This window comes from [Anoxybacillus] calidus (genome assembly GCF_013760845.1).
GTDB lineage: Bacteria > Bacillota > Bacilli > Bacillales > Anoxybacillaceae > Paranoxybacillus > Paranoxybacillus calidus.
Genome location: NZ_JACDUU010000002.1, coordinates 210,601 through 232,635 on the forward strand (window position 1 = coordinate 210,601; position 22,035 = coordinate 232,635).

Sequence of the window (22,035 nt, forward strand, 5' to 3'; positions counted from 1 at the left end):
GTAAATATAATGGGGAACACAACATGTGTTCCCTATTTTTAAAGTGCATGTATGGAGGTTTAAAATGAGTAGCCCTAAATATAAACGCATTGTGTTAAAATTAAGTGGTGAAGCATTAGCTGGTAATCAAGGCTTCGGTATTAATCCATCGATCATTCAGTCGATTGCGAAGCAAATCAAAGAAGTAGCTGAGCTAGGTGTTGAAGTGGCTGTGGTTGTCGGTGGAGGTAACATTTGGCGCGGAAAAACGGGAAGCGAAATGGGAATGGATCGCGCGACTGCCGATTACATGGGAATGTTAGCGACAGTCATGAATTCTCTTGCGCTTCAAGACAGCCTCGAAAACCTTGGCGTGCAGACGCGCGTTCAAACATCGATTGAAATGCGCCAAGTGGCCGAGCCGTACATAAGAAGAAAAGCCATTCGCCATCTTGAGAAAAAACGCGTTGTTATTTTTGCGGCAGGAACAGGAAATCCGTATTTCTCAACAGATACAACTGCTGCCTTACGCGCTGCTGAAATCGAAGCAGATGTTATCTTAATGGCGAAAAACAATGTCGATGGTGTGTACAGTGCAGACCCGAAAATTGATCAAAACGCAGTAAAATATGATGAATTATCGTATTTGGATGTTATCAAACAGGGATTAGGAGTTATGGACTCTACCGCTTCATCTTTATGTATGGATAACGACATTCCGCTCATTGTATTCTCAATCACTGAAGAAGGCAACATTAAACGAGCGGTACTTGGTGAAAATATTGGAACAATTGTAAGGGGGAAATAACCATGGCAAAACAAGTATTGACAAGTGCGAAAGAAAAAATGGATAAAGCAATTCAAGCTTTTAGCCGTGAATTAGCGACAGTCCGCGCAGGAAAAGCGAGTCCTAGTTTGCTTGAAAAAGTGATGGTAGACTACTACGGTGTACCTACACCAATCATTCAGCTCGCGGGTATCAGCGTTCCGGAGGCTCGCCTTCTTGTTATTCAGCCGTATGATAAGTCTATTCTTAAAGATATCGAGAAAGCGATTTTGGCTTCTGATTTAGGGCTAACACCTTCTAATGACGGTTCTGTTATCCGTATTACAATTCCTCCATTAACAGAAGAACGCCGTCGCGAACTTGTTAAGCTTGTAAAGAAATATGCTGAAGAAGCTAAAGTAGCGGTTCGCAACATTCGCCGCGATGCGAATGACGAATTGAAAAAGCTTGAGAAAAACGGCGAAATTACGGAAGATGAATTACGCGGATATACAGATGACGTTCAGAAAATCACAGACGAACATATTGCAAAGATTGATGCCATTACGAAAGAAAAAGAAAAAGAAGTCATGGAAGTTTAATTCATGACCTAAAAACCCTCTATATTTACAGAGGGTTTTTTTGCTATAATGTAAAAATGAGACATGGGCAAAGGAGATATTTGACGAAAAAGCAACTTCTGATTACACTAGCCTCATAATCCATTATTTATTAAATCTATGCATAAATGCGGAGGACTAGTCATTATGTTAAATAAAGTGCGATTATGGAAGAATAAAGGGCAAGAACCTTTTTCTTCGGAATATACAAAAGAAGAAGTAAAAAAACGACCGATACCGGAACATATTGCCATCATTATGGATGGAAATGGGCGCTGGGCGAAAAAAAGAGCGATGCCACGGGTAGCAGGCCATTATGAAGGAATGCAGGTTGTGCGAAAAATTACCCGTTTTGCCAATGAGCTTGGAGTGAAAGTCCTTACACTCTATGCGTTTTCCACTGAGAATTGGAAGCGTCCGAAAAGCGAAGTGGATTACTTAATGAAATTACCGGAAGAATTTCTTGGGACATTTCTTCCAGAGTTAGTTACGGAAAATGTTCAAGTACGTGTTATGGGGAATAAAGAGCAGCTGCCTGAGCATACAAGACGCGCTGTTGAAAAAGCAATCGAGAAAACGAAAAATAATACAGGGCTTATTTTAAACTTTGCGTTGAACTATGGCAGTAGGGCTGAGATTACAAGCGCTGTTCAGGCCATCGCAAAGCAGATTGAAGCAGGGAATTTAACAGCTGAACAAGTAAACGAAGAGCTTTTCGCTTCATACTTAATGACAAAAGATTTAGGAGATCCTGATTTACTTATTCGGACAAGCGGCGAAATACGCTTAAGCAACTTTATGCTTTGGCAGCTTGCTTATACCGAATTTTGGTTTACCGATGTACTATGGCCAGATTTTACAGAACAACATTTATTACAAGCAATTGCCGATTTTCAACAAAGAGGTCGGCGTTTTGGAGGAGTATAGATGAAGCAACGAATTATTACAGGGGTAATAGCTGCAGCATTTTTCTTACCAATTGTTATTTTTGGAGGATTGCCGTTTATACTGTTAACATATGTGTTAGCAACGATAGGACTATGTGAATTATTTCGGATGAAAAAAATAAACCTTTTATCGTTTCAAGCACTGACCAGTTTCTTGTTATTATGGGCCTTTTTGCTTCCAACGGAACGATCTTTGCCCATTGCGAAAACGGAACTTTTGTTAATCGTTGTCTTATTACTGTTAACATATACTGTTATAACCAAAAACAAGTTTACGTTTGATGAAGCGGGTTTTGTTCTGCTTTCGACATTGTATGTAGGCTTTGGTTTTCATTACTTTATCGAAACAAGACTTGCCGGTTTACATTACATTTTTTATGCGTTATTTATTATTTGGGCAACGGATACAGGAGCTTACTTCATTGGCCGAGCAATCGGAAAGAGAAAACTTTGGCCGGAAATTAGCCCGAACAAAACAATCGAAGGCTCTTTGGGTGGGATTATTTCAGCGTTAATCGTTGCGGCTGTTTATTATGCAATAGCTGATTTTGACCAAACGCTGACAGCACTTTTAATGATGACGGTTGTTTTGTCCGTATTTGGACAAATTGGAGATTTGGTTGAGTCCGCCTTTAAACGGCATTATGGCGTGAAAGACTCCGGGAAAATTTTACCTGGACATGGGGGCATTTTAGATCGTTTCGATAGCTTACTATTTATTTTGCCGCTTTTACATTTGTTGAAATTTGTGTAATCGTGCAAGCAGTTAGGAGTGAATGCATTGAAATATATTAGTTTATTAGGAGCAAGCGGATCTATTGGCACACAAACGCTTGATGTGATTCGTTCTCATCCGAATGAGTTTCGACTGGCGGCAATGTCGATAGGCAAAAATATTGAATTAGCAGGAAAAATTATTGAGGAATTTACTCCACACCTTGTCTCAGTAGCGAACAAAGAGGATTGTGAACGTCTTCGTCATGAATTTGGCAGTAAAGTAAAATTGGTATATGGAGAAGAAGGATTAATAGAGGTTGCTACATATTCAAAGACAGACATTGTTGTTAATGCTGTGGTGGGAAGCGTTGGGCTTTTGCCGACATTGCAGGCGATCGAAGCAGGAAAAACAATTGCACTTGCCAACAAAGAAACGCTCGTTACAGCCGGTCACATTGTAATGGAAGCGGCACAAAAACGTGGCGTAACGATATTGCCTGTGGACAGTGAACATTCAGCGATTTTTCAATGCCTGCAAGGAGAAAAAGAGAAAAATATTGAAAAAATTATTCTAACAGCCTCTGGCGGCAGTTTCCGTGACAGAAAACGAGAAGAGCTGCAAAATGTCACAGTGGAAGAAGCACTACGCCATCCGAACTGGGCGATGGGGGCTAAAATTACCATTGATTCGGCAACCATGATGAACAAAGGTCTAGAAGTGATTGAGGCACACTGGTTGTTTCATTTATCGTATGAACAAATTGATGTTTTACTACATAAAGAGAGCATTATTCATTCGATGGTGCAATTTCATGATAGCAGCGTCATTGCCCAGTTGGGGACACCTGATATGCGGGTGCCTATCCAATATGCTCTTACGTATCCTGATCGATTTGAATTATTAGGTGCCAAAAAGTTAAACTTAGCAGAAATAGGAACTCTCCATTTCCAAAAAGTAGACTTTGAGCGTTATCGTTGTCTAAAGCTTGCTTATGAAGCCGGAAAAGCTGGCGGTTCCTTACCAACGGTGCTGAATGCGGCAAATGAAGAGGCGGTTGCAGCATTTTTAAATGGACAAATTTCGTTTTTAACAATCGAAGAGCTAATCGAACAGGCGTTAGAACGTCATCACGTAGTTAAGCAGCCGACATTTGATGAGATTCGTGAAATTGACGAAGAAACCCGTCGATATGTCAAGTCATTATTAATTTAAAAGGTGGTTGAAAAATTGAACACGGTCATTGCCTTTGTCATCATTTTTGGTGCGCTTGTTTTCTTCCATGAACTTGGACACTTAATTTTTGCCAAACGAGCTGGCATTTTATGCCGCGAGTTTGCTATCGGCTTTGGTCCAAAAGTATTTTCGTTTAAGAAAAATGAGACGGTTTATACGATTCGCCTATTGCCGCTTGGTGGATTTGTCCGCATGGCCGGCGAAGATCCGGAAATGATTGAAGTCAAGCCTGGACAGGTCGTCGGGCTGGAGTTTGCACCGGATGGAAAAGTGAATAAAGTAATTATTAATCATAAAGATCAATATCCAGATGCGAAAATCATTGAAGTAGAAAATGCTGATTTAGAACATGGAATGTATATTACAGGATATGAAGACGAAAACAACGAACGTCTTCAACGCTTTGAGTTAAGTGAACCCGCCTTTTTTGTCATGGATCAGCAGGAAATCCAAATTGCTCCTTATCATCGCCAGTTTGCTTCAAAAACACTTGGTCAGCGGGCGATGGCGATTTTTGCTGGACCGTTAATGAACTTTGTCCTTGCGTTTGTCATTTTTGTGTTTATCGGCATGTTGCAAGGCTATCCTGTAGATAAACCGATTATCGGTGAATTAACAAAAGATGGTGCCGCACTAGAAGCAGGATTAAAAGAAAACGATAAGGTGTTATCGATTGACGATCAGCCGGTTTCAACCTGGACGGAAGTGGTCGAAATCATTCGTGACAATCCTGATCAAGAGTTATTGTTTCAAGTAAACCGTAACGGAGAAGTGCTTGAAATTCCCGTCACACCAAAGCCGAAAGAAGTGCAGGGAGAGACCATTGGTTTGATTGGTGTGTATGGGCCGATGGAAAAATCGTTGTTTGGTGCGTTTAAACAAGGGGCTTATGAAACGTATTACTGGACAAAAGAGATTATCGTTGGTCTTGGCCACTTGCTTACAGGTCAATTTTCTCTTGATATGCTCTCAGGCCCTGTTGGAATTGCGGTATCTACCCACAAAGTAGCAGAGTCAGGAGTTTATTATTTAATGAAATGGGGAGCCATTCTAAGTATTAACCTTGGCATTGTCAACCTTTTGCCGATTCCGGCACTTGATGGCGGCCGCTTAATGTTTTTTGCTGTTGAAGCATTGCGCGGCAAGCCGGTTGACCGTCAAAAAGAGGGATTGGTTCATTTTATCGGCTTTGCTTTATTAATGTTATTAATGCTTGTTGTGACATGGAATGATATTCAAAAGTTTTTCCTGTAATATTTAGCTGAAGAGAAGTAGAACAAATGATTCTATTTCTCTTCGCCTTATATATAAAAAATAGAAAAATGAAAATTATAAGAGGTGCAAGAAGATGAAACAAAGTATGTCTTTTATCCCAACGTTACGGGAAGTACCAGCAGATGCGGAAATTAAAAGCCATCAGCTCCTGTTGCGCGCAGGATTTATTCGTCAAAATGCAAGCGGAGTTTACAGTTATTTGCCGCTCGGTCAACGCGTGCTGCAAAAAATCGAAACGATTATTCGCGAGGAAATGAATCGTGCTGGGGCGATTGAATTGTTAATGCCAGCTTTACAGCAGGCGGAACTTTGGCAAGAGTCTGGCCGCTGGTATTCATATGGTCCGGAGTTAATGCGTCTTAAAGACCGCCACGATCGTGATTTCGCGCTTGGAGCGACTCATGAAGAAGTGATTACATCGCTTGTACGAGATGAAGTAAAAACATATAAACGTTTACCATTAACGTTATATCAAATTCAAACGAAGTTTCGTGATGAAAAACGTCCTCGCTTTGGTTTGCTGCGCGGTCGCGAATTTATTATGAAGGATGCCTATTCCTTCCATACTTCTCAAGAAAGTTTAGATGAAGTATATAACAAAATGTATGAAGCATATTCGAATGTGTTCCGCCGCTGCGGCTTAAACTTCCGGGCGGTTATTGCTGATTCGGGAGCAATGGGCGGAAAAGACACACATGAATTCATGGTACTATCAGATGTTGGTGAAGATACAATTGCTTATTCTGATACATCCGATTATGCGGCAAACATCGAAATGGCACCGGTTATCACTACTTACGAAAAAAGCGATGAGCCGCTTCGTGAGTTAGAAAAAGTGCATACACCAGAACAAAAATCAATTGAAGAAGTGTCGTCATTCTTAAATGTATCTCGAGAAAAGTGTATTAAATCGTTGCTCTTTAAAGTAGATGAAAAGTACGTGCTTGTCTTGGTGCGCGGCGACCATGAAGTCAACGATGTGAAAGTGAAAAACTTATTTGAGGCATCAGTAGTTGAACTGGCTTCACCTGAGGAAACAAAACAAATCATGCAGTGCTCTATTGGCTCATTGGGACCGATTGGGGTAAGCGAGAAAGTGGAAGTCGTGGCAGACAAAGCTGTACAAGCCATTGTCAATGGTGTATGTGGTGCTAATGAAGAAGGATATCATTATATCGGCGTAAACCCAGAACGTGATTTTACCGTTTCTCAATATGCTGATTTGCGTTTTATTCAAGAAGGAGACCCTTCACCAGACGGACAAGGAACGATTCGTTTTGCGCGCGGTATCGAAGTAGGTCATGTCTTTAAGTTAGGCACTCGTTACAGTGAAGCGATGAATGCAACATATTTGGACGAAAATGGCCGCACACAAACAATGATTATGGGTTGCTATGGTATTGGTGTTTCTCGCACTATGGCGGCGATTGCCGAGCAATTCAGCGATGAAAATGGTCTTGTATGGCCAGTTGCTGTTGCACCGTTTCATTTACATTTAATTTCCGTGAATCCAAAAAATGATGAACAGCGCCATCTAGCAGATGAGCTGTATGAAAAACTGCAAAATAATGGTTATGAAGTGCTTTACGATGATCGTCAAGAGCGCCCAGGCGTCAAATTTGCTGACAGTGATCTCATCGGTATACCGGTAAGAATTACGGTTGGCAAACGTGCTGGTGAAGGTATTGTAGAAATTAAAGTGCGCCAAACTGGCGAAACGATGGAAGTTCATGTTTCTGAATTAAATGAGACTATCCAACGTCTTTTAGCTATCTAAATTTAAAGGGAGAAGTAGGGCTGTATCCCTCAGGTAGAATTTCTACTTTTGGGACAGCCCTTCTGTTATCATAAATATATACATGAATGATAAGAGAGGAGAATGTAGTGACGTCATGTTAACCAACGAGCAAAAAGAACGATTTCAAGTGTTACTGCAGCAGCTTGAGCTGACGTCTGATGATTTCGTTCCATATTTTTCACAAGCCGGGATTCAAAAACTTGTCATTGAAAAGGAACAAAAACGCTGGCATTTTTATTTTTTGCTACCGAAAATATTGCCTGTTAATCTGTATCAGCTTTTTACGCAGCGATTGCTCCATGCTTTTGGGCATATTGCCAATGTCAAGCATACGATTCAAACGATGGATTCTACGTTTACGGAAGCGGACATTCAACAATATTGGCCGATTTGTCTAGAAGAGATGCAGGGAATCTCATCTCCTCTTTTATCACTGCTTCATGAGCAGCTTCCAAATTCAAAAGGGAACAAGCTATACGTATCAGCACGAAATGATGCGGAAGCAATGGCGTTAAAACGCCGTTTTGCATCGGCCATTGCACAAGCTTATCAATCATTTGGTTTTCCGCATTTGCAGCTAGAAACAGAGGTGAAACAATCACAAAGCGAGTATGAGCAATTTTTAGCACAAAAGCAACAGGAAGACCAAGAACGCGCGCTAGCAGCACTGACAGAAATGACAATGAAGAAAGAATCTTCCTCTGAAGTTGTCGTTGAAGCTTCAGCAGGGCCGCTTGTCATCGGCTATCCGATTAAAGATGAGGAAGAAATTCGTACTCTAGACAGCATTGTCGAAGAAGAACGTCGTGTTGTTGTACAAGGTTATGTGTTTGACGCCGAATTAAAAGAGCTTAAAAGCGGACGTTCATTATTGACTTTGAAAATAACGGACTATACGAATTCCATTCTTGTAAAAATGTTCTCACGCGACAAAGAAGATGCCGCTTTAATGGCAAAAGTGAAAAAAGGAATGTGGGTAAAGGTAAGAGGCAGTGTCCAAAATGATACATTTGTTCGCGACCTTGTTTTAATCGCTAATGATGTAAACGAAATAAAGCCAAATGAACGCCAAGATACTGCTCCTGAAGGAGAAAAACGGGTTGAACTTCACCTTCATACACCAATGAGTCAAATGGATGCGGTCACATCAGTCAGCAAGCTGATTGAACAAGCGAAAAAATGGGGGCACCCAGCGATTGCTATTACTGATCACGCCGTTGTTCAAGCGTTTCCAGAAGCATACAGCGCTGCGAAGAAAAATGGAATGAAAGTGATTTATGGATTAGAAGCAAATATTGTGGATGATGGAGTGCCAATCGCATATAACGAGGCGCACCGTTTACTTGCAGATGATACATTTGTTGTTTTTGACGTTGAAACAACAGGGTTGTCTGCTGTTTATAATACCATTATCGAGCTTGCCGCCGTGAAAGTGAAAAACGGGGAAATTATCGATCGATTTACATCATTTGCTAATCCGCATCATCCGCTTTCCATTACAACGATTGAGTTGACCGGTATTACTGATGATATGCTTAAAGATGCACCAGATGTTGAGGAAGTACTGCAAAAGTTTTATGAATGGATTGGCGACAGTGTACTTGTTGCTCATAACGCTACCTTTGATATCGGCTTCTTAAACGCAGGGTTTAAAAAAATCGGGTTTGGCAAAGTAACAAATCCAGTGATTGATACGCTTGAACTAGCGCGTTTCTTGTATCCGGAATTAAAAAATCACCGTTTAAATACGCTTTGTAAAAAATTTGATATCGAATTAACGCAACATCACCGTGCGATTTATGACGCAGAAGCAACAGGTTATTTATTGATTCGCATGCTGAAAGATGCTCACGAAAAAGGGATTCTTTATCATGATGAGTTAAACAAGGCATCTAGTCAAGGAACAGCCTTTCAGCGTTCGCGCCCGTTTCATGTAACACTGCTTGCTCAAAACGAAGTCGGACTGAAAAATTTATTTAAGTTAGTATCGCTTTCTCATATTCAATATTTTTATCGTGTGCCTCGCATTCCACGCTCTGTATTGCAACAACACCGCGAAGGCATATTAGTTGGTTCTGGTTGCGATAAAGGTGAAATGTTTGACAATATGATTCAAAAAGCACCAGAAGAAGTGGAGGAAATCGCGAAATTTTATGATTTCCTTGAAGTACATCCGCCAGAAGTGTATAAGCCGTTAATTGAGATGGACTATGTCAAAGATGAACAAATGTTAAAAGAGATTATTCACAATATCGTTAAGCTCGGAGAAAAATTAAATATTCCTGTTGTCGCAACTGGAAACGTTCATTATTTAAATCCTGAAGATAAAATTTATCGAAAAATATTAATTAGTTCGCAAGCTGGAGCCAATCCATTAAACCGTCATGAATTACCTGATGTATATTTTCGAACAACGAATGAAATGCTGGAGTGTTTTGCGTTTCTTGGGGAAGAAAAAGCAAAAGAAATTGTGGTAACAAATACGCAAAAAATAGCTTCTTTAATTGATGACGTCAAGCCGATTAAAGATGAACTTTACACGCCGCGAATCGAGGGAGCGGATGAAGAAATTCGCGAGATGAGTTACCGTCGTGCGAAAAGCATTTATGGCGACCCGCTTCCGGAAATCGTTGAACAACGTCTGGAAAAAGAGCTAAAAAGCATCATCGGGCATGGATTTGCCGTTATTTACCTCATTTCTCATAAGCTTGTGAAAAAATCGCTTGATGATGGGTATCTTGTAGGTTCACGTGGTTCAGTTGGATCATCGTTTGTGGCAACAATGACGGAAATAACAGAAGTAAACCCATTGCCACCGCATTATGTTTGTCCTAATTGCAAGAACTCCGAATTTTTTAATGACGGTTCAGTTGGCTCAGGTTTTGATTTGCCGGATAAAGATTGTCCAAAGTGCGGCACGCCATATAATAAGGACGGTCATGATATTCCGTTTGAGACATTCCTTGGCTTTAAAGGAGATAAAGTTCCTGATATCGACTTAAACTTCTCCGGTGAATATCAGCCGCGGGCACATAACTATACAAAAGTGTTGTTCGGTGAAGATAACGTTTATCGTGCTGGAACAATCGGTACGGTGGCCGATAAAACTGCTTACGGATTTGTCAAAGCGTATGCAAGTGAAAATAATCTTCAGCTTCGCGGTGCCGAAATTGATCGGTTAGCGGCTGGATGTACAGGTGTAAAAAGGACGACTGGTCAGCATCCAGGCGGGATTATTGTCGTTCCTGATTATATGGATATTTATGATTTCACGCCAATTCAATACCCAGCAGACGATACAAGTTCAGAGTGGAGAACGACACACTTTGACTTCCATTCGATTCATGACAATTTACTGAAGCTGGATATTCTTGGACACGATGATCCGACGGTCATCCGTATGCTTCAAGATTTAAGCGGAATTGATCCAAAAACGATTCCGACCGATGACCCAGAAGTAATGAAAATTTTTAGTGGAACCGAATCTCTTGGCGTTACTCCAGAACAAATTATGTGCAATGTCGGAACGTTAGGTATTCCGGAGTTCGGCACAAGATTTGTTAGACAAATGCTTGAGGATACAAAGCCGAAGACGTTTTCTGAACTTGTACAAATTTCTGGACTGTCGCATGGAACGGATGTATGGTTAGGAAATGCACAAGAATTAATTCAAAACGGGATTTGTACATTGTCGGAAGTTATTGGCTGCCGTGACGATATCATGGTCTATTTAATTTATCGTGGTCTTGAGCCATCACTTGCTTTTAAAATCATGGAGTCGGTACGTAAAGGGAAAGGTTTAACTCCAGAATTTGAAGAAGAAATGCGGAAGCACGATGTACCTGAATGGTATATCGAATCATGCAAAAAAATTAAGTACATGTTCCCGAAAGCGCACGCTGCTGCTTATGTATTAATGGCAGTGAGAATCGCGTACTTTAAAGTACACCATCCGCTTTTATACTATGCCTCTTACTTCACTGTGCGTGCCGAAGACTTCGATTTAGATGCAATGGTGAAAGGATCGGCAGCGATTCGTAAGCGGATTGAGGAAATTAATGCAAAAGGGTTGGATGCATCAGCGAAAGAGAAAAGCTTACTAACCGTATTAGAAATTGCTTTAGAAATGTGCGAGCGTGGCTTCTCATTTAAAAATATTGATCTTTATCGTTCCCAGGCAACAGAATTTGTCATCGATGGCAATTCGCTTATACCACCGTTTAATGCGATTCCGGGATTAGGAACGAACGTAGCATTGAATATTGTCCGCGCCCGCGAAGAAGGAGAATTTTTATCAAAAGAAGACTTGCAGCAACGTGGAAAAGTTTCAAAAACATTAATCGAATATTTAGAGAGCCGTGGCTGCCTTGATTCGCTTCCGGATCATAATCAATTATCGTTATTCTAGCGTTTTTCATTGCATTACTTTTCCGAATATGTTATAGTTTTAGTGGTAATGGTAAAGATAGTCTGTAAGAAAAGAGTGGGGAAACCCACTCTTTCTGTTGTATTGGATTGGTTGCATGGTTTCCCTGCTGTTTTTAGCAGGGGATTTTCGCATTATGCCATAAAGTTCAATTTTCTCTAGGTAGGAGGAACAGAATGAGCAAAAAAGTCACCGAAATCGTTGAAGAACTAGTGACCCCTATTCTTGAAGAGATGGAGCTCGAGTTAGTCGATATCGAGTATGTAAAAGAAGGGAAAAACTGGTTTCTCCGAGTGTTTATTGATTCGGAAGACGGAATTGATATTGAACAGTGTGGAATCGTTAGTGAAAAATTAAGTGAGAAGCTGGACGAAGTAGACCCTATTCCATATAACTATTTTCTTGAAGTGTCTTCGCCTGGTGCAGAGCGTCCATTGAAAAAGCGCGCCGATTTCGAACGAGCTGTCGGAAAAAATGTATATGTAAAAACATATGAACCGATTGAAGGAGAAAAAGAATTTGAAGGTGAACTCACCGCTTTTGATGGCACAGTTGCGACGATTACAGTCAAGCAAAAGACACGCAAAAAAACAATCGAAATTCCTTATGAAAAAATCGCAAACGCCAGACTTGCGGTTGTGTTTTTCTAATGGTTAAACGTTTTTAAAGAGGGGGATTCACGTTTCATGAATACACAACTATTAGATGCCTTAACAACGATTGTAAAAGAAAAGGGCATTAGTCAAGAAGTGTTAGTAGAAGCGCTTGAAGCGGCGCTTGTCTCCGCTTATAAACGCAACTTTAACCAAGCGCAAAATGTTCGTGTTGACTTTAATATAGAAACGGGGACAATTCGCGTTTTTGCTCGAAAAGAAGTTGTCGATGAAGTGTATGATTCGCGCTTAGAGATTTCTCTTGAAGAGGCGAGAAGAATCAATCCAAACTATCAAGTCGGCGATATTGTCGAGATTGAAGTAACGCCGAAAGATTTCGGACGCATCGCTGTGCAAACAGCTAAACAGGTTGTGACACAACGTGTGCGCGAAGCAGAACGAGGCGTCATCTATGCGGAGTTTATTGACCGTGAAGAAGATATTATGACGGGCATTGTCCAACGCACAGACTCAAAGTTTATTTACGTAAGCTTAGGAAAAACAGAAGCGCTTCTACCTGTCAGCGAACAAATGCCGAATGAAACATATAAACCGCATGATCGCATTAAAGTATATATTACAAAAGTAGAAAAAACGACAAAAGGTCCACAAATTTTCGTGTCACGAACACATCCGGGACTTTTAAAACGATTGTTTGAATTAGAAGTTCCAGAAATTTATGATGGCACAGTGGAAATAAAGTCAGTAGCCCGCGAAGCTGGCGATCGTTCAAAAATTTCTGTGCACTCCGATAACCCAGAGGTTGACCCGGTTGGCGCGTGTGTCGGACCAAAAGGACAACGCGTTCAAGCGATTGTCAATGAATTAAAAGGAGAAAAAATTGATATCGTTCGTTGGTCAGCTGATCCTGTGGAATTTGTCGCAAACGCGTTAAGTCCAGCAAAAGTGTTAGATGTCATTGTTAACGAAGAAGAGAAAGCAACGACTGTGATTGTTCCTGATTATCAATTATCATTAGCCATTGGAAAGCGCGGACAAAATGCTCGTTTAGCGGCAAAATTGACGAACTGGAAAATTGATATTAAAAGTCAAACTGAAGCGGAACAATTAGGAATTTATCCGCGTGAACAATCCGCTTTGCTTGATTCTAAAGACGCACATATGAATAATAATGAAGATGAATACGACCCAACATTCGATTTATCTGAAAATGAAATCGAGTGAGAGGTGAAAAAGAATGACGGTTCGGAAAAAAATACCGCTTCGTAAGTGCGTGGCAACCGGTGAAATGAAGCCGAAAAAAGAGCTCGTTCGCATCGTCCGCTCCAAAGAAGGGATTGTATCGATTGACCCGACTGGAAAAAAAGCGGGACGCGGCGCTTATTTAACGCTTGATAAAGATTGTATTTTACTTGCTAAAAAGAAAAATATATTAGCGTATCATTTAAAGGCCGAAGTTGATGAATCAATCTATGATGAACTGCTTCGCTTAGCAGAAAAGGAGAAGCAAACCGAGAATGAGCAATAAACAGTGGGCATCCTTGTTAGGGTTAGCCAATCGAGCGCGTAAAATTATTTCGGGTGAGGAACTTGTCGTTAAAGAAATTCGAAGCGGAAGGGCAAAGCTCGTTCTTCTTGCCGAAGATGCATCTGTCAATACAGCAAAAAAGATTCAAGATAAATGCTTATCTTATAATGTTCCACTTCGAAAAGTAACGGACCGATATGTACTTGGTCATGCCATTGGCAAAGATACAAGAGTCGTTGTCGCCGTTACGGATGAAGGATTTGCGAAAAAATTAATGACGATGCTCGATGTATAATGGTAATGTCAAAAGTTGTATAAAAGCTTAGATATTACCGATTTCATGTGGGGGTGAATCTATGTCGAAAATACGTGTATATGAATACGCCAAAAAAAATAACGTTTCTAGCAAAGACATCATTCATAAATTAAAAGAAATGAATATTGAGGTTACAAATCATATGGCAACACTTGAACCGGAAATCGTCGAAAAACTAGATCGTTCATATCATAAAAAAGAAGAAAAACAAGAAGGGCATAAGGCGCCACAAAAAGAAAAAGCGCCATTAAAACCAAAAGGATATATCGGTGATTTCGAAGATGACGATGAGGTAGTGAAAACGAAAGTTCCGATTAAAAAAGGCGGAAATAAAAGAGGCGAAGGCAAGAAACACGACGTCGAAAGCCAGCAGAAAGAAAAGAAAATTTTTAATAATAATAAGAAAAATAAAAACAAAAATAAACATAAGCAACAGGTGAATCAGCCTATCGTGCAGGAAGTAGAAAAGAAAAAAGAAAAAGAGCTTCCTAAGAAAATTACGTTTGAAGGCTCTTTAACGGTTGCGGAACTTGCGAAAAAGCTTGGCAAAGAACCGTCTGAAATTATTAAGAAACTGTTTATGCTCGGCATTATGGCGACGATTAACCAAGACTTAGATAAAGATGCGATTGAGTTAATTTGCGCTGACTATGGCGTTGAAGTCGAAGAAAAAGTTGTCATTGATGAAACAGAATTTGAAGCATATGAAATTGTTGATGATCCAGAAGATCTAGTAGAACGTCCTCCGGTTGTTACCATCATGGGACACGTTGACCATGGAAAAACAACGCTATTAGACTCCATCCGCAACTCAAAAGTGACGGAAGGAGAAGCAGGCGGTATTACACAACATATCGGTGCATACCAAGTCGTTGTAAACGATAAGAAAATTACGTTCCTTGATACACCAGGGCATGAAGCGTTTACAACAATGCGTGCTCGCGGTGCACAAGTAACAGATATCGTTGTTCTTGTGGTCGCAGCGGATGATGGTGTCATGCCGCAAACGGTCGAAGCCATTAACCATGCGAAAGCGGCGAATGTGCCAATTATTGTTGCTGTTAACAAAATGGATAAACCTACAGCAAATCCTGATCGCGTCATGCAAGAACTAATGGAACATAATCTTGTGCCGGAAGAATGGGGCGGTGACACGATTTTCTGTAAACTGTCGGCAAAAACCGGCGAAGGAATTGACCATTTGTTAGAAATGATTCTTCTTGTCAGCGAAATGGAAGAACTTAAAGCGAATCCAAATCGCCGTGCAACAGGTACAGTAATCGAAGCAAAACTAGATAAAGGTCGCGGTCCTGTAGCAACATTGCTCGTACAGGCAGGTACATTACGTGTTGGAGATCCGATTGTAGTCGGCAACACTTATGGACGCGTGCGTGCAATGGTGAATGACTCAGGACGCCGCATCAAAGAAGCTGGTCCGTCAACTCCAGTTGAGATTACAGGTCTAAACGATGTGCCACAAGCAGGCGACCGTTTCATGGTATTTGAAGATGAGAAAAAAGCTCGTCAAATTGGTGAAGCGCGAGCACAAAAACAATTGCTTGAACAGCGCAGCGTGAAAACTCGCGTGAGCCTTGACGATTTATTCGAGCAAATTAAACAAGGTGAAATGAAAGAGCTTAACATCATCGTAAAAGCGGATGTTCAAGGTTCTGTTGAGGCGCTTGCAGCAGCACTGCAAAAAATTGAAGTTGAAGGTGTCCGAGTAAAAATTATTCATGCCGGAGTAGGAGCGATTACAGAATCCGATATCATTTTAGCAACTGCTTCCACCGCGATTGTCATCGGCTTTAACGTTCGTCCAGATGCAAATGCGAAGAGGGTTGCTGAAACAGAAAAAGTTGATATTCGTCTTCACCGCATCATTTATAAAGTGATTGAGGAAATTGAGGCGGCAATGAAAGGAATGCTTGACCCAGAGTATGAAGAAAAGGTGATTGGTCAAGCGGAAGTTCGTCAAACATTTAAAGTATCTAAAGTTGGAACAATTGCTGGTTGTTATGTCACAGATGGAAAAATTACACGTGACAGCAAAGTACGTCTCATCCGTCAAGGTGTTGTTGTTTATGAAGGTGAAATTGACACGCTCAAACGCTTCAAAGACGATGTGAAAGAAGTGGCTCAAGGTTACGAATGCGGTGTTACAATTAAAAACTTTAATGACATTAAAGAAGGCGATGTCATCGAAGCATATGTGATGGAAGAAGTAAAACGAGCATGATTGGCTATGTAGAGTGTGAGTGCCTCATTTATGACGCACAATCACTAAAAGAAAAGAGAGCCGTGCTGCAACGTGTTGTCACACGGCTCAAACAAAAATATAATGTATCAGTAGCCGAAATCGATCATCAAGATGTTTGGCAGCGTACAAAGCTTGGAATAGTGGCTATTACGTCAAACCGAATAACAACGGAACGTGAATTGCAACGGGCGCTTGAGATGATCGATTCATTTCCCGAAATAGAACGGACGGTTACAACATTTGAGTGGTTTTAATCGAGGTGATGAAAATGCGTTTGCGAGCTGCTCGTGTTGGCGAACAAATGAAAAAGGAATTAAGCGATATTATTGGTCGCAAACTGAAAGACCCACGTATCGGTTTTGTGACAGTTACCGATGTACGTGTCACAGGAGATTTGCAACAAGCTAAAGTATATATCTCCGTCTTAGGGGATGAGGAACAACGGCAAAATACATTAAAGGGCTTAGCAAAAGCAAAAGGTTTTATCCGTTCAGAAATCGGTCAACGCATTCGCCTTCGAAAAACACCGGAGATTTATTTTGAAATTGACGAATCGATTGACTATGGCAGCCGTATTGAATCCTTAATTAAACAAATTTCAGAAGATGAACAACATAAAAGTGAGGAATGATGAGTCTCTTTAAGGGTCTGTTTCCCCGAACGATTACAATATATAAGGGTGCTCTTGCTAAATTACCCGTATATTGTAGTTGAAGGGAAACAGACCTTTTTTGTTTAAGGGAATATACATAGAGGGGGGTTGTTATGGACGGAATCCTTTTGTTACATAAACCAGCAGGGGTAACATCACATGATTGCGTCTTAAAAGTGCGCAAAATGTTAAAAATAAAAAAAGTAGGACATACAGGAACTCTCGACCCAGATGTATCTGGTGTTTTGCCGATTTGTATCGGGAAAGCGACAAAAATTGTTGAGTTATTAACAGGGGCAAGTAAAACATATGAAGGAGAAGTAACGCTAGGCTTCTCAACCACAACAGAAGATGCTTCCGGTGAAATGGTCGAAGAAAAAAAAGTTGACAGACCGATTCAGCGAAATGAAATTGAAAATGTGTTTCAACAATTAACAGGAGAAATTGAACAAACTCCACCAATGTACTCGGCTGTAAAGATAAATGGAAAAAAGTTATACGAATATGCCCGTGCTGGCATTGAAGTTCAAAGGCCGACTCGTATTGTAACGATTCATGAATTGACATTACTTGATCATAGAGAAATATTTACGGGGGAAACCATTTCGTTTCGCTTTCGGGTTACATGCAGTAAAGGCACATACGTACGAACGTTAGCTGTCACCATTGGAGAAATGTTAGGATTCCCTGCACATATGTCTCATTTAATTCGTACGGCATCTGGTCCATTTACGCTTGATCAATGCTTAACTTTTGAAGAAATAGAAGAAAAGCTTAAGAATAACGAATTAGCAACGATTTTAGTACCAATTGAACAAGCACTTTTCCATTTGCCGAAATATCAAATTAATGATAAAGTAGCAGAGAAAGTAAAAAACGGGGCAGTATTGCCGATACCAAATGAATTAAAAGATGTGAATGACCCTATGTTAGTAGTGAACGAACAAAATAAAGCATTAGCTTTATATATAAAGCATCCGGAAAAACCGCATCTCATCAAGCCGTTAAAAGTATTGGGATGATTAGAAGCGGCAATAGGCAGAAGGTGAATATGTTATGAAAACATTGTTTATCTCTCATCCTCATCATATGAATAAAAACCAATTCCCACCAACGGTCATGGCCCTTGGGTATTTTGATGGCGTTCATCTAGGTCACCAGCAAGTAATAAAAACAGCGAAACAAATGGCCGATGAAAAAGGGTATAAAAGCGCAGTCATGACGTTTGACCCACACCCATCCGTCGTATTAGGGCGAAAAGAAAAACACGTTCACTTTATTACGCCTTTGAAAGAAAAGGAGCGGTTAATTGCTGAGCTAGGAATTGATTACTTATATGTAGTTGAATTTACACCACAGTTTGCCGAATTACTTCCGCAAGAATTTGTTGATCAATATATTATTGATTTTCATGTCAAACACGTTGTTGCAGGTTTCGATTTTACGTACGGACGTCTTGGTAAAGGAACAATGGAGACACTGCCGTTTCATTCGCGTGGACAGTTCTCGCAAACCGTTGTGCCAAAAATGAGTTTTCGAGAAGAGAAAATTAGTTCCACCTATATACGACAATTGCTGAAAAACGGGGATGTGGACCAGCTTCCTAGCTTACTTGGCCGCTTTTATGAAATAAAAGGGATTGTGGTTGACGGAGAAAAGCGGGGAAGAACGATCGGTTTCCCAACGGCAAATATCGAACCAATCGATGATTATCTTTTACCGGCACTTGGAGTATATGTGGTAACAATTAAAATAGACGGTCATACGTATGAAGGAGTATGCAACGTCGGCTATAAACCAACATTTCATAAAACACAAGCTGACCGGCCTAATATTGAAGTGCATATTTTTGATTTCGCAAAGGAGATTTACGGAGAAACGATCACTCTTGAGTGGCATAAACGGCTAAGAAGTGAAAAAAAGTTTGCAAAGATTGATGAATTAATTGCGCAAATTCAACGCGATAAAGAAGCAGCCCGAAACTATTTTCGGAATCTAGACGAAAAGACTTGCATTTTAGTACAAAAAGATGTATTCTAATAAACGTATGCAAAATAACCATTGCTTGGCAAGTCGAGTCACCGACGCTTGCTCGGTAATTGGGGTTTAATAATGAGGAGGTGAAAAAGGATGGCACTTACACAAGAGCGTAAAAATGAAATTATTAACGCTTTTAAAATTCACGAAACTGACACTGGTTCTCCAGAAGTTCAAATTGCTATCCTTACAGAGCAAATTAACAACTTAAACGAACATCTACGTGTTCACAAGAAAGACCATCATTCACGTCGTGGATTATTGAAAATGGTTGGTAAGCGCCGTAACTTACTAACTTATTTGCGTAACAAAGATATTACGCGCTATCGTGAATTAATTAACAAACTTGGATTACGTCGTTAATGTTAGTAGAAAAAGCGGGAGCATTCCCGCTTTTTTGCTAGTTTAAATAAAAAATTTCTAGAAACTGCGATGCATTTATATATACAATATAATTATTGATATGTTTTTATTGATTCGTTCATACTAAAATAAAGGGAATCCTCATTAGTAAAGATTGGGGACATCTCTTTTCACACTAGTCATCTCTAGTGTTGGTGATCTCATGATCGAAGATGTATGCATAATATAATGAATGTATTTATTTTTCATTTGTACATAGAGAGGAGTACTCATTTATATGGAGCAAGAGAAACATGTCTTTTCCATAGATTGGGCAGGACGGACGCTCACTGCAGAAATTGGCCAATTGGCCAAACAAGCGAATGGCGCTGTCTTAGTTCGCTATGGTGATACGGTTGTTTTAAGTACAGCAACAGCATCGAAAGAAGCAAAAAGTGTCGATTTCTTCCCATTAACGGTCAACTATGAGGAACGTTTATATGCAGTTGGTAAAATTCCAGGTGGCTTTATTAAACGTGAAGGCCGCCCGAGTGAAAAGGCCATTTTGGCGAGCCGCCTCATTGACCGTCCGATTCGTCCGTTATTTGCTGAAGGATTTCGCAATGAAGTGCAAATTGTATCAATGGTAATGAGCGTCGATCAAGACTGCTCCCCAGAAATGGCAGCGATGTTTGGCTCATCATTGGCGTTAACCATTTCTGATATTCCGTTTGAAGGGCCGATTGCTGGTGTAACGGTTGGACGTGTTGACGGTCAATTTGTGATTAATCCGTCAGTTGAGCAAATGGAGAAAAGCGATATTCATCTTGTCGTTGCAGGAACAAAAGACGCCATTAACATGGTTGAAGCCGGTGCGGACGAGGTGCCGGAAGAAGTAATGCTTGAAGCAATTATGTTTGGGCATGAAGAGATTAAACGGCTGATTGCGTTCCAAGAGGAAATTGCTGCGAAAGTTGGAAAAGAAAAGATGGAGGTTGTACTTTACGAACTTGACCCTCAGCTAGAGGCGGAAATTCGCCAAATGGCTGAAGCCGATATTAAACGTGCTGTTCAAGTTCCTGAAAAGCTGGCTCGTGAGGCAGCAATTGATGAAGTAAAAGCAGGCGTTGTGGCGAAATACGAAGAGCAGGAAGCGGATGAAGAAACGCTCAAACAAGTGAATGAGATATTACATAAGTTAGTGAAAGAAGAAGTTCGCCGCCTTATTACAGAAGAAAAAGTACGTCCAGACGGTCGAAGAATTGATGAAATTCGTCCGCTATCTTCTGAAGTCGGTTTATTACCGCGCACACATGGTTCAGGTCTGTTTACGCGCGGGCAAACGCAGGCGCTTAGCGTTTGTACGTTAGGAGCTCTCGGTGATGTCCAAATTTTGGACGGACTTGGTATTGAAGAAACAAAACGCTTTATGCATCACTATAACTTCCCGCCATTTTCAGTGGGGGAAACAGGAGCTATGCGCGGACCAGGGCGTCGGGAAATTGGACATGGTGCGCTTGGTGAGCGGGCGTTAGAGCCAGTGATTCCATCTGAGAAAGAATTTCCTTATACGATCCGTCTCGTTTCTGAAGTGTTAGAATCAAATGGTTCGACTTCACAAGCAAGTATTTGTGCAAGCACATTAGCCATGATGGATGCTGGGGTTCCGATTAAAGCGCCAGTTGCGGGAATTGCGATGGGGCTTATCAAAAACGGTGAGCATTATACCATTCTTACGGACATTCAAGGAATGGAAGACCATCTTGGTGATATGGACTTTAAAGTAGCTGGTACAGCAAAAGGTGTAACAGCACTGCAAATGGATATTAAAATTAAAGGCCTATCGCGTGAAATTCTTGAAGAAGCTTTACAGCAAGCGAAAAAAGGCCGCATGGAAATCCTTGAGCATATGATGCAAACTATTAGTGAACCACGCAAAGAGCTTTCAAAATATGCTCCGAAAATTTTAACGATGCAAATCAATCCAGATAAGATTCGCGAAGTCATTGGACCAAGCGGTAAGCAAATTAACAAAATTATTGAAGAAACCGGCGTCAAAATTGATATCGAACAAGATGGCACGATTTTCATTTCTTCTGTTAATGAAGAAATGAACCGCAAAGCGAAAAAGATTATTGAAGACATTGTTCGTGAAGTTGAAGTAGGACAAATTTACCTAGGAAAAGTGAAGCGCATTGAAAAATTCGGTGCATTCGTCGAATTATTTAACGGTAAAGACGGTCTTGTTCATATTTCTGAATTAGCTGAAGAACGAATTGGTAAAGTGGAAGATGTTGTAGCGATTGGAGACGAAATTTTAGTAAAAGTAATGGAAATCGATAAACAAGGCCGAGTCAATCTTTCCCGTAAAGCTGTATTACGTGAGCAAAAAGAAAATCAAAAATTGTAACTTTGAGGAGCCTTGGGATTTCCCATGGCTTCTTTATCGTTAACCAAAAGAAATAATGCACTCCTCTCGTTCTACCTTGTCCTTCCTTTACATATTTCTAGTAAAAAGGGAGGG

The 22,035-nt window shown here is 40.6% G+C and carries 19 protein-coding genes; all 19 read left to right on the plus strand.

Features of this window, described 5'->3' with window-relative positions:
* The first annotated feature begins 64 nt into the window (after positions 1-64).
* A complete protein-coding gene (gene pyrH / locus HNQ85_RS05345) occupies positions 65-787 on the plus strand; it encodes a UMP kinase (protein ID WP_181536732.1) in 723 nt (240 codons plus the stop codon).
* Positions 788-789: 2 nt separating this feature from the next.
* Entirely contained in the window at positions 790-1,347 is a 558-nt protein-coding gene (frr, locus tag HNQ85_RS05350) for a ribosome recycling factor (protein WP_181536733.1), read from the plus strand.
* 165 nt (positions 1,348-1,512) lie between these two features.
* Entirely contained in the window at positions 1,513-2,292 is a 780-nt protein-coding gene (locus HNQ85_RS05355) for an isoprenyl transferase (RefSeq protein ID WP_181536734.1), read from the plus strand.
* A complete protein-coding gene (locus tag HNQ85_RS05360; protein ID WP_181536735.1) occupies positions 2,293-3,066 on the plus strand; it encodes a phosphatidate cytidylyltransferase in 774 nt (257 codons plus the stop codon). It begins immediately after the preceding gene.
* A 27-nt stretch (positions 3,067-3,093) separates the two neighbouring features.
* Complete coding sequence (gene dxr, locus HNQ85_RS05365) at positions 3,094-4,242, plus strand: 1-deoxy-D-xylulose-5-phosphate reductoisomerase (RefSeq protein WP_181536736.1); 1,149 nt, start codon at positions 3,094-3,096, stop codon at positions 4,240-4,242.
* A 15-nt stretch (positions 4,243-4,257) separates the two neighbouring features.
* A complete protein-coding gene (gene rseP, locus HNQ85_RS05370; protein WP_181536737.1) occupies positions 4,258-5,517 on the plus strand; it encodes an RIP metalloprotease RseP in 1,260 nt (419 codons plus the stop codon).
* Positions 5,518-5,611: 94 nt separating this feature from the next.
* Positions 5,612-7,315, plus strand: coding sequence for a proline--tRNA ligase (locus tag HNQ85_RS05375; RefSeq protein ID WP_181536738.1), 1,704 nt, complete (start codon positions 5,612-5,614; stop codon positions 7,313-7,315).
* 115 nt (positions 7,316-7,430) lie between these two features.
* The gene (locus HNQ85_RS05380) at positions 7,431-11,744 is read left to right on the plus strand and encodes a PolC-type DNA polymerase III (RefSeq protein WP_181536739.1); all 4,314 of its coding nucleotides are present in this window, start codon (positions 7,431-7,433) and stop codon (positions 11,742-11,744) included.
* A 194-nt stretch (positions 11,745-11,938) separates the two neighbouring features.
* The gene (gene rimP / locus HNQ85_RS05385) at positions 11,939-12,412 is read left to right on the plus strand and encodes a ribosome maturation factor RimP (RefSeq protein WP_181536740.1); all 474 of its coding nucleotides are present in this window, start codon (positions 11,939-11,941) and stop codon (positions 12,410-12,412) included.
* 36 nt (positions 12,413-12,448) lie between these two features.
* The gene (gene nusA, locus HNQ85_RS05390; protein WP_181536741.1) at positions 12,449-13,600 is read left to right on the plus strand and encodes a transcription termination factor NusA; all 1,152 of its coding nucleotides are present in this window, start codon (positions 12,449-12,451) and stop codon (positions 13,598-13,600) included.
* Positions 13,601-13,613: 13 nt separating this feature from the next.
* Positions 13,614-13,904, plus strand: a complete 291-nt coding sequence (rnpM, locus tag HNQ85_RS05395; protein WP_181536742.1) for an RNase P modulator RnpM — start codon at positions 13,614-13,616, stop codon at positions 13,902-13,904.
* Positions 13,894-14,199: a YlxQ family RNA-binding protein gene (locus HNQ85_RS05400; RefSeq protein WP_181536743.1), complete on the plus strand. Its 306-nt coding sequence runs from the start codon at positions 13,894-13,896 to the stop codon at positions 14,197-14,199. The genes rnpM and HNQ85_RS05400 overlap by 11 nt, the downstream gene beginning before the upstream one ends.
* Positions 14,200-14,260: 61 nt before the next feature.
* Positions 14,261-16,459, plus strand: coding sequence for a translation initiation factor IF-2 (gene infB, locus HNQ85_RS05405; protein WP_181536744.1), 2,199 nt, complete (start codon positions 14,261-14,263; stop codon positions 16,457-16,459).
* Positions 16,456-16,734 (plus strand): DUF503 domain-containing protein, encoded by a 279-nt coding sequence (locus HNQ85_RS05410; RefSeq protein ID WP_181536745.1) that lies wholly within the window; start codon positions 16,456-16,458, stop codon positions 16,732-16,734. The genes infB and HNQ85_RS05410 overlap by 4 nt, the downstream gene beginning before the upstream one ends.
* A gap of 14 nt (positions 16,735-16,748) precedes the next feature.
* Positions 16,749-17,111, plus strand: a complete 363-nt coding sequence (rbfA, locus tag HNQ85_RS05415) for a 30S ribosome-binding factor RbfA (protein WP_181536746.1) — start codon at positions 16,749-16,751, stop codon at positions 17,109-17,111.
* A gap of 134 nt (positions 17,112-17,245) precedes the next feature.
* Entirely contained in the window at positions 17,246-18,154 is a 909-nt protein-coding gene (gene truB / locus HNQ85_RS05420) for a tRNA pseudouridine(55) synthase TruB (protein WP_181536747.1), read from the plus strand.
* A gap of 34 nt (positions 18,155-18,188) precedes the next feature.
* Entirely contained in the window at positions 18,189-19,172 is a 984-nt protein-coding gene (gene ribF, locus HNQ85_RS05425; protein ID WP_181536748.1) for a bifunctional riboflavin kinase/FAD synthetase, read from the plus strand.
* A 90-nt stretch (positions 19,173-19,262) separates the two neighbouring features.
* Positions 19,263-19,532 carry a 30S ribosomal protein S15 gene (gene rpsO, locus HNQ85_RS05430; protein ID WP_044893725.1) on the plus strand — a complete coding sequence of 90 codons (270 nt, stop codon included), beginning with the start codon at positions 19,263-19,265 and terminating at the stop codon, positions 19,530-19,532.
* 277 nt (positions 19,533-19,809) lie between these two features.
* Positions 19,810-21,921, plus strand: a complete 2,112-nt coding sequence (gene pnp, locus HNQ85_RS05435) for a polyribonucleotide nucleotidyltransferase (RefSeq protein ID WP_181536749.1) — start codon at positions 19,810-19,812, stop codon at positions 21,919-21,921.
* Positions 21,922-22,035 lie beyond the last annotated feature (114 nt).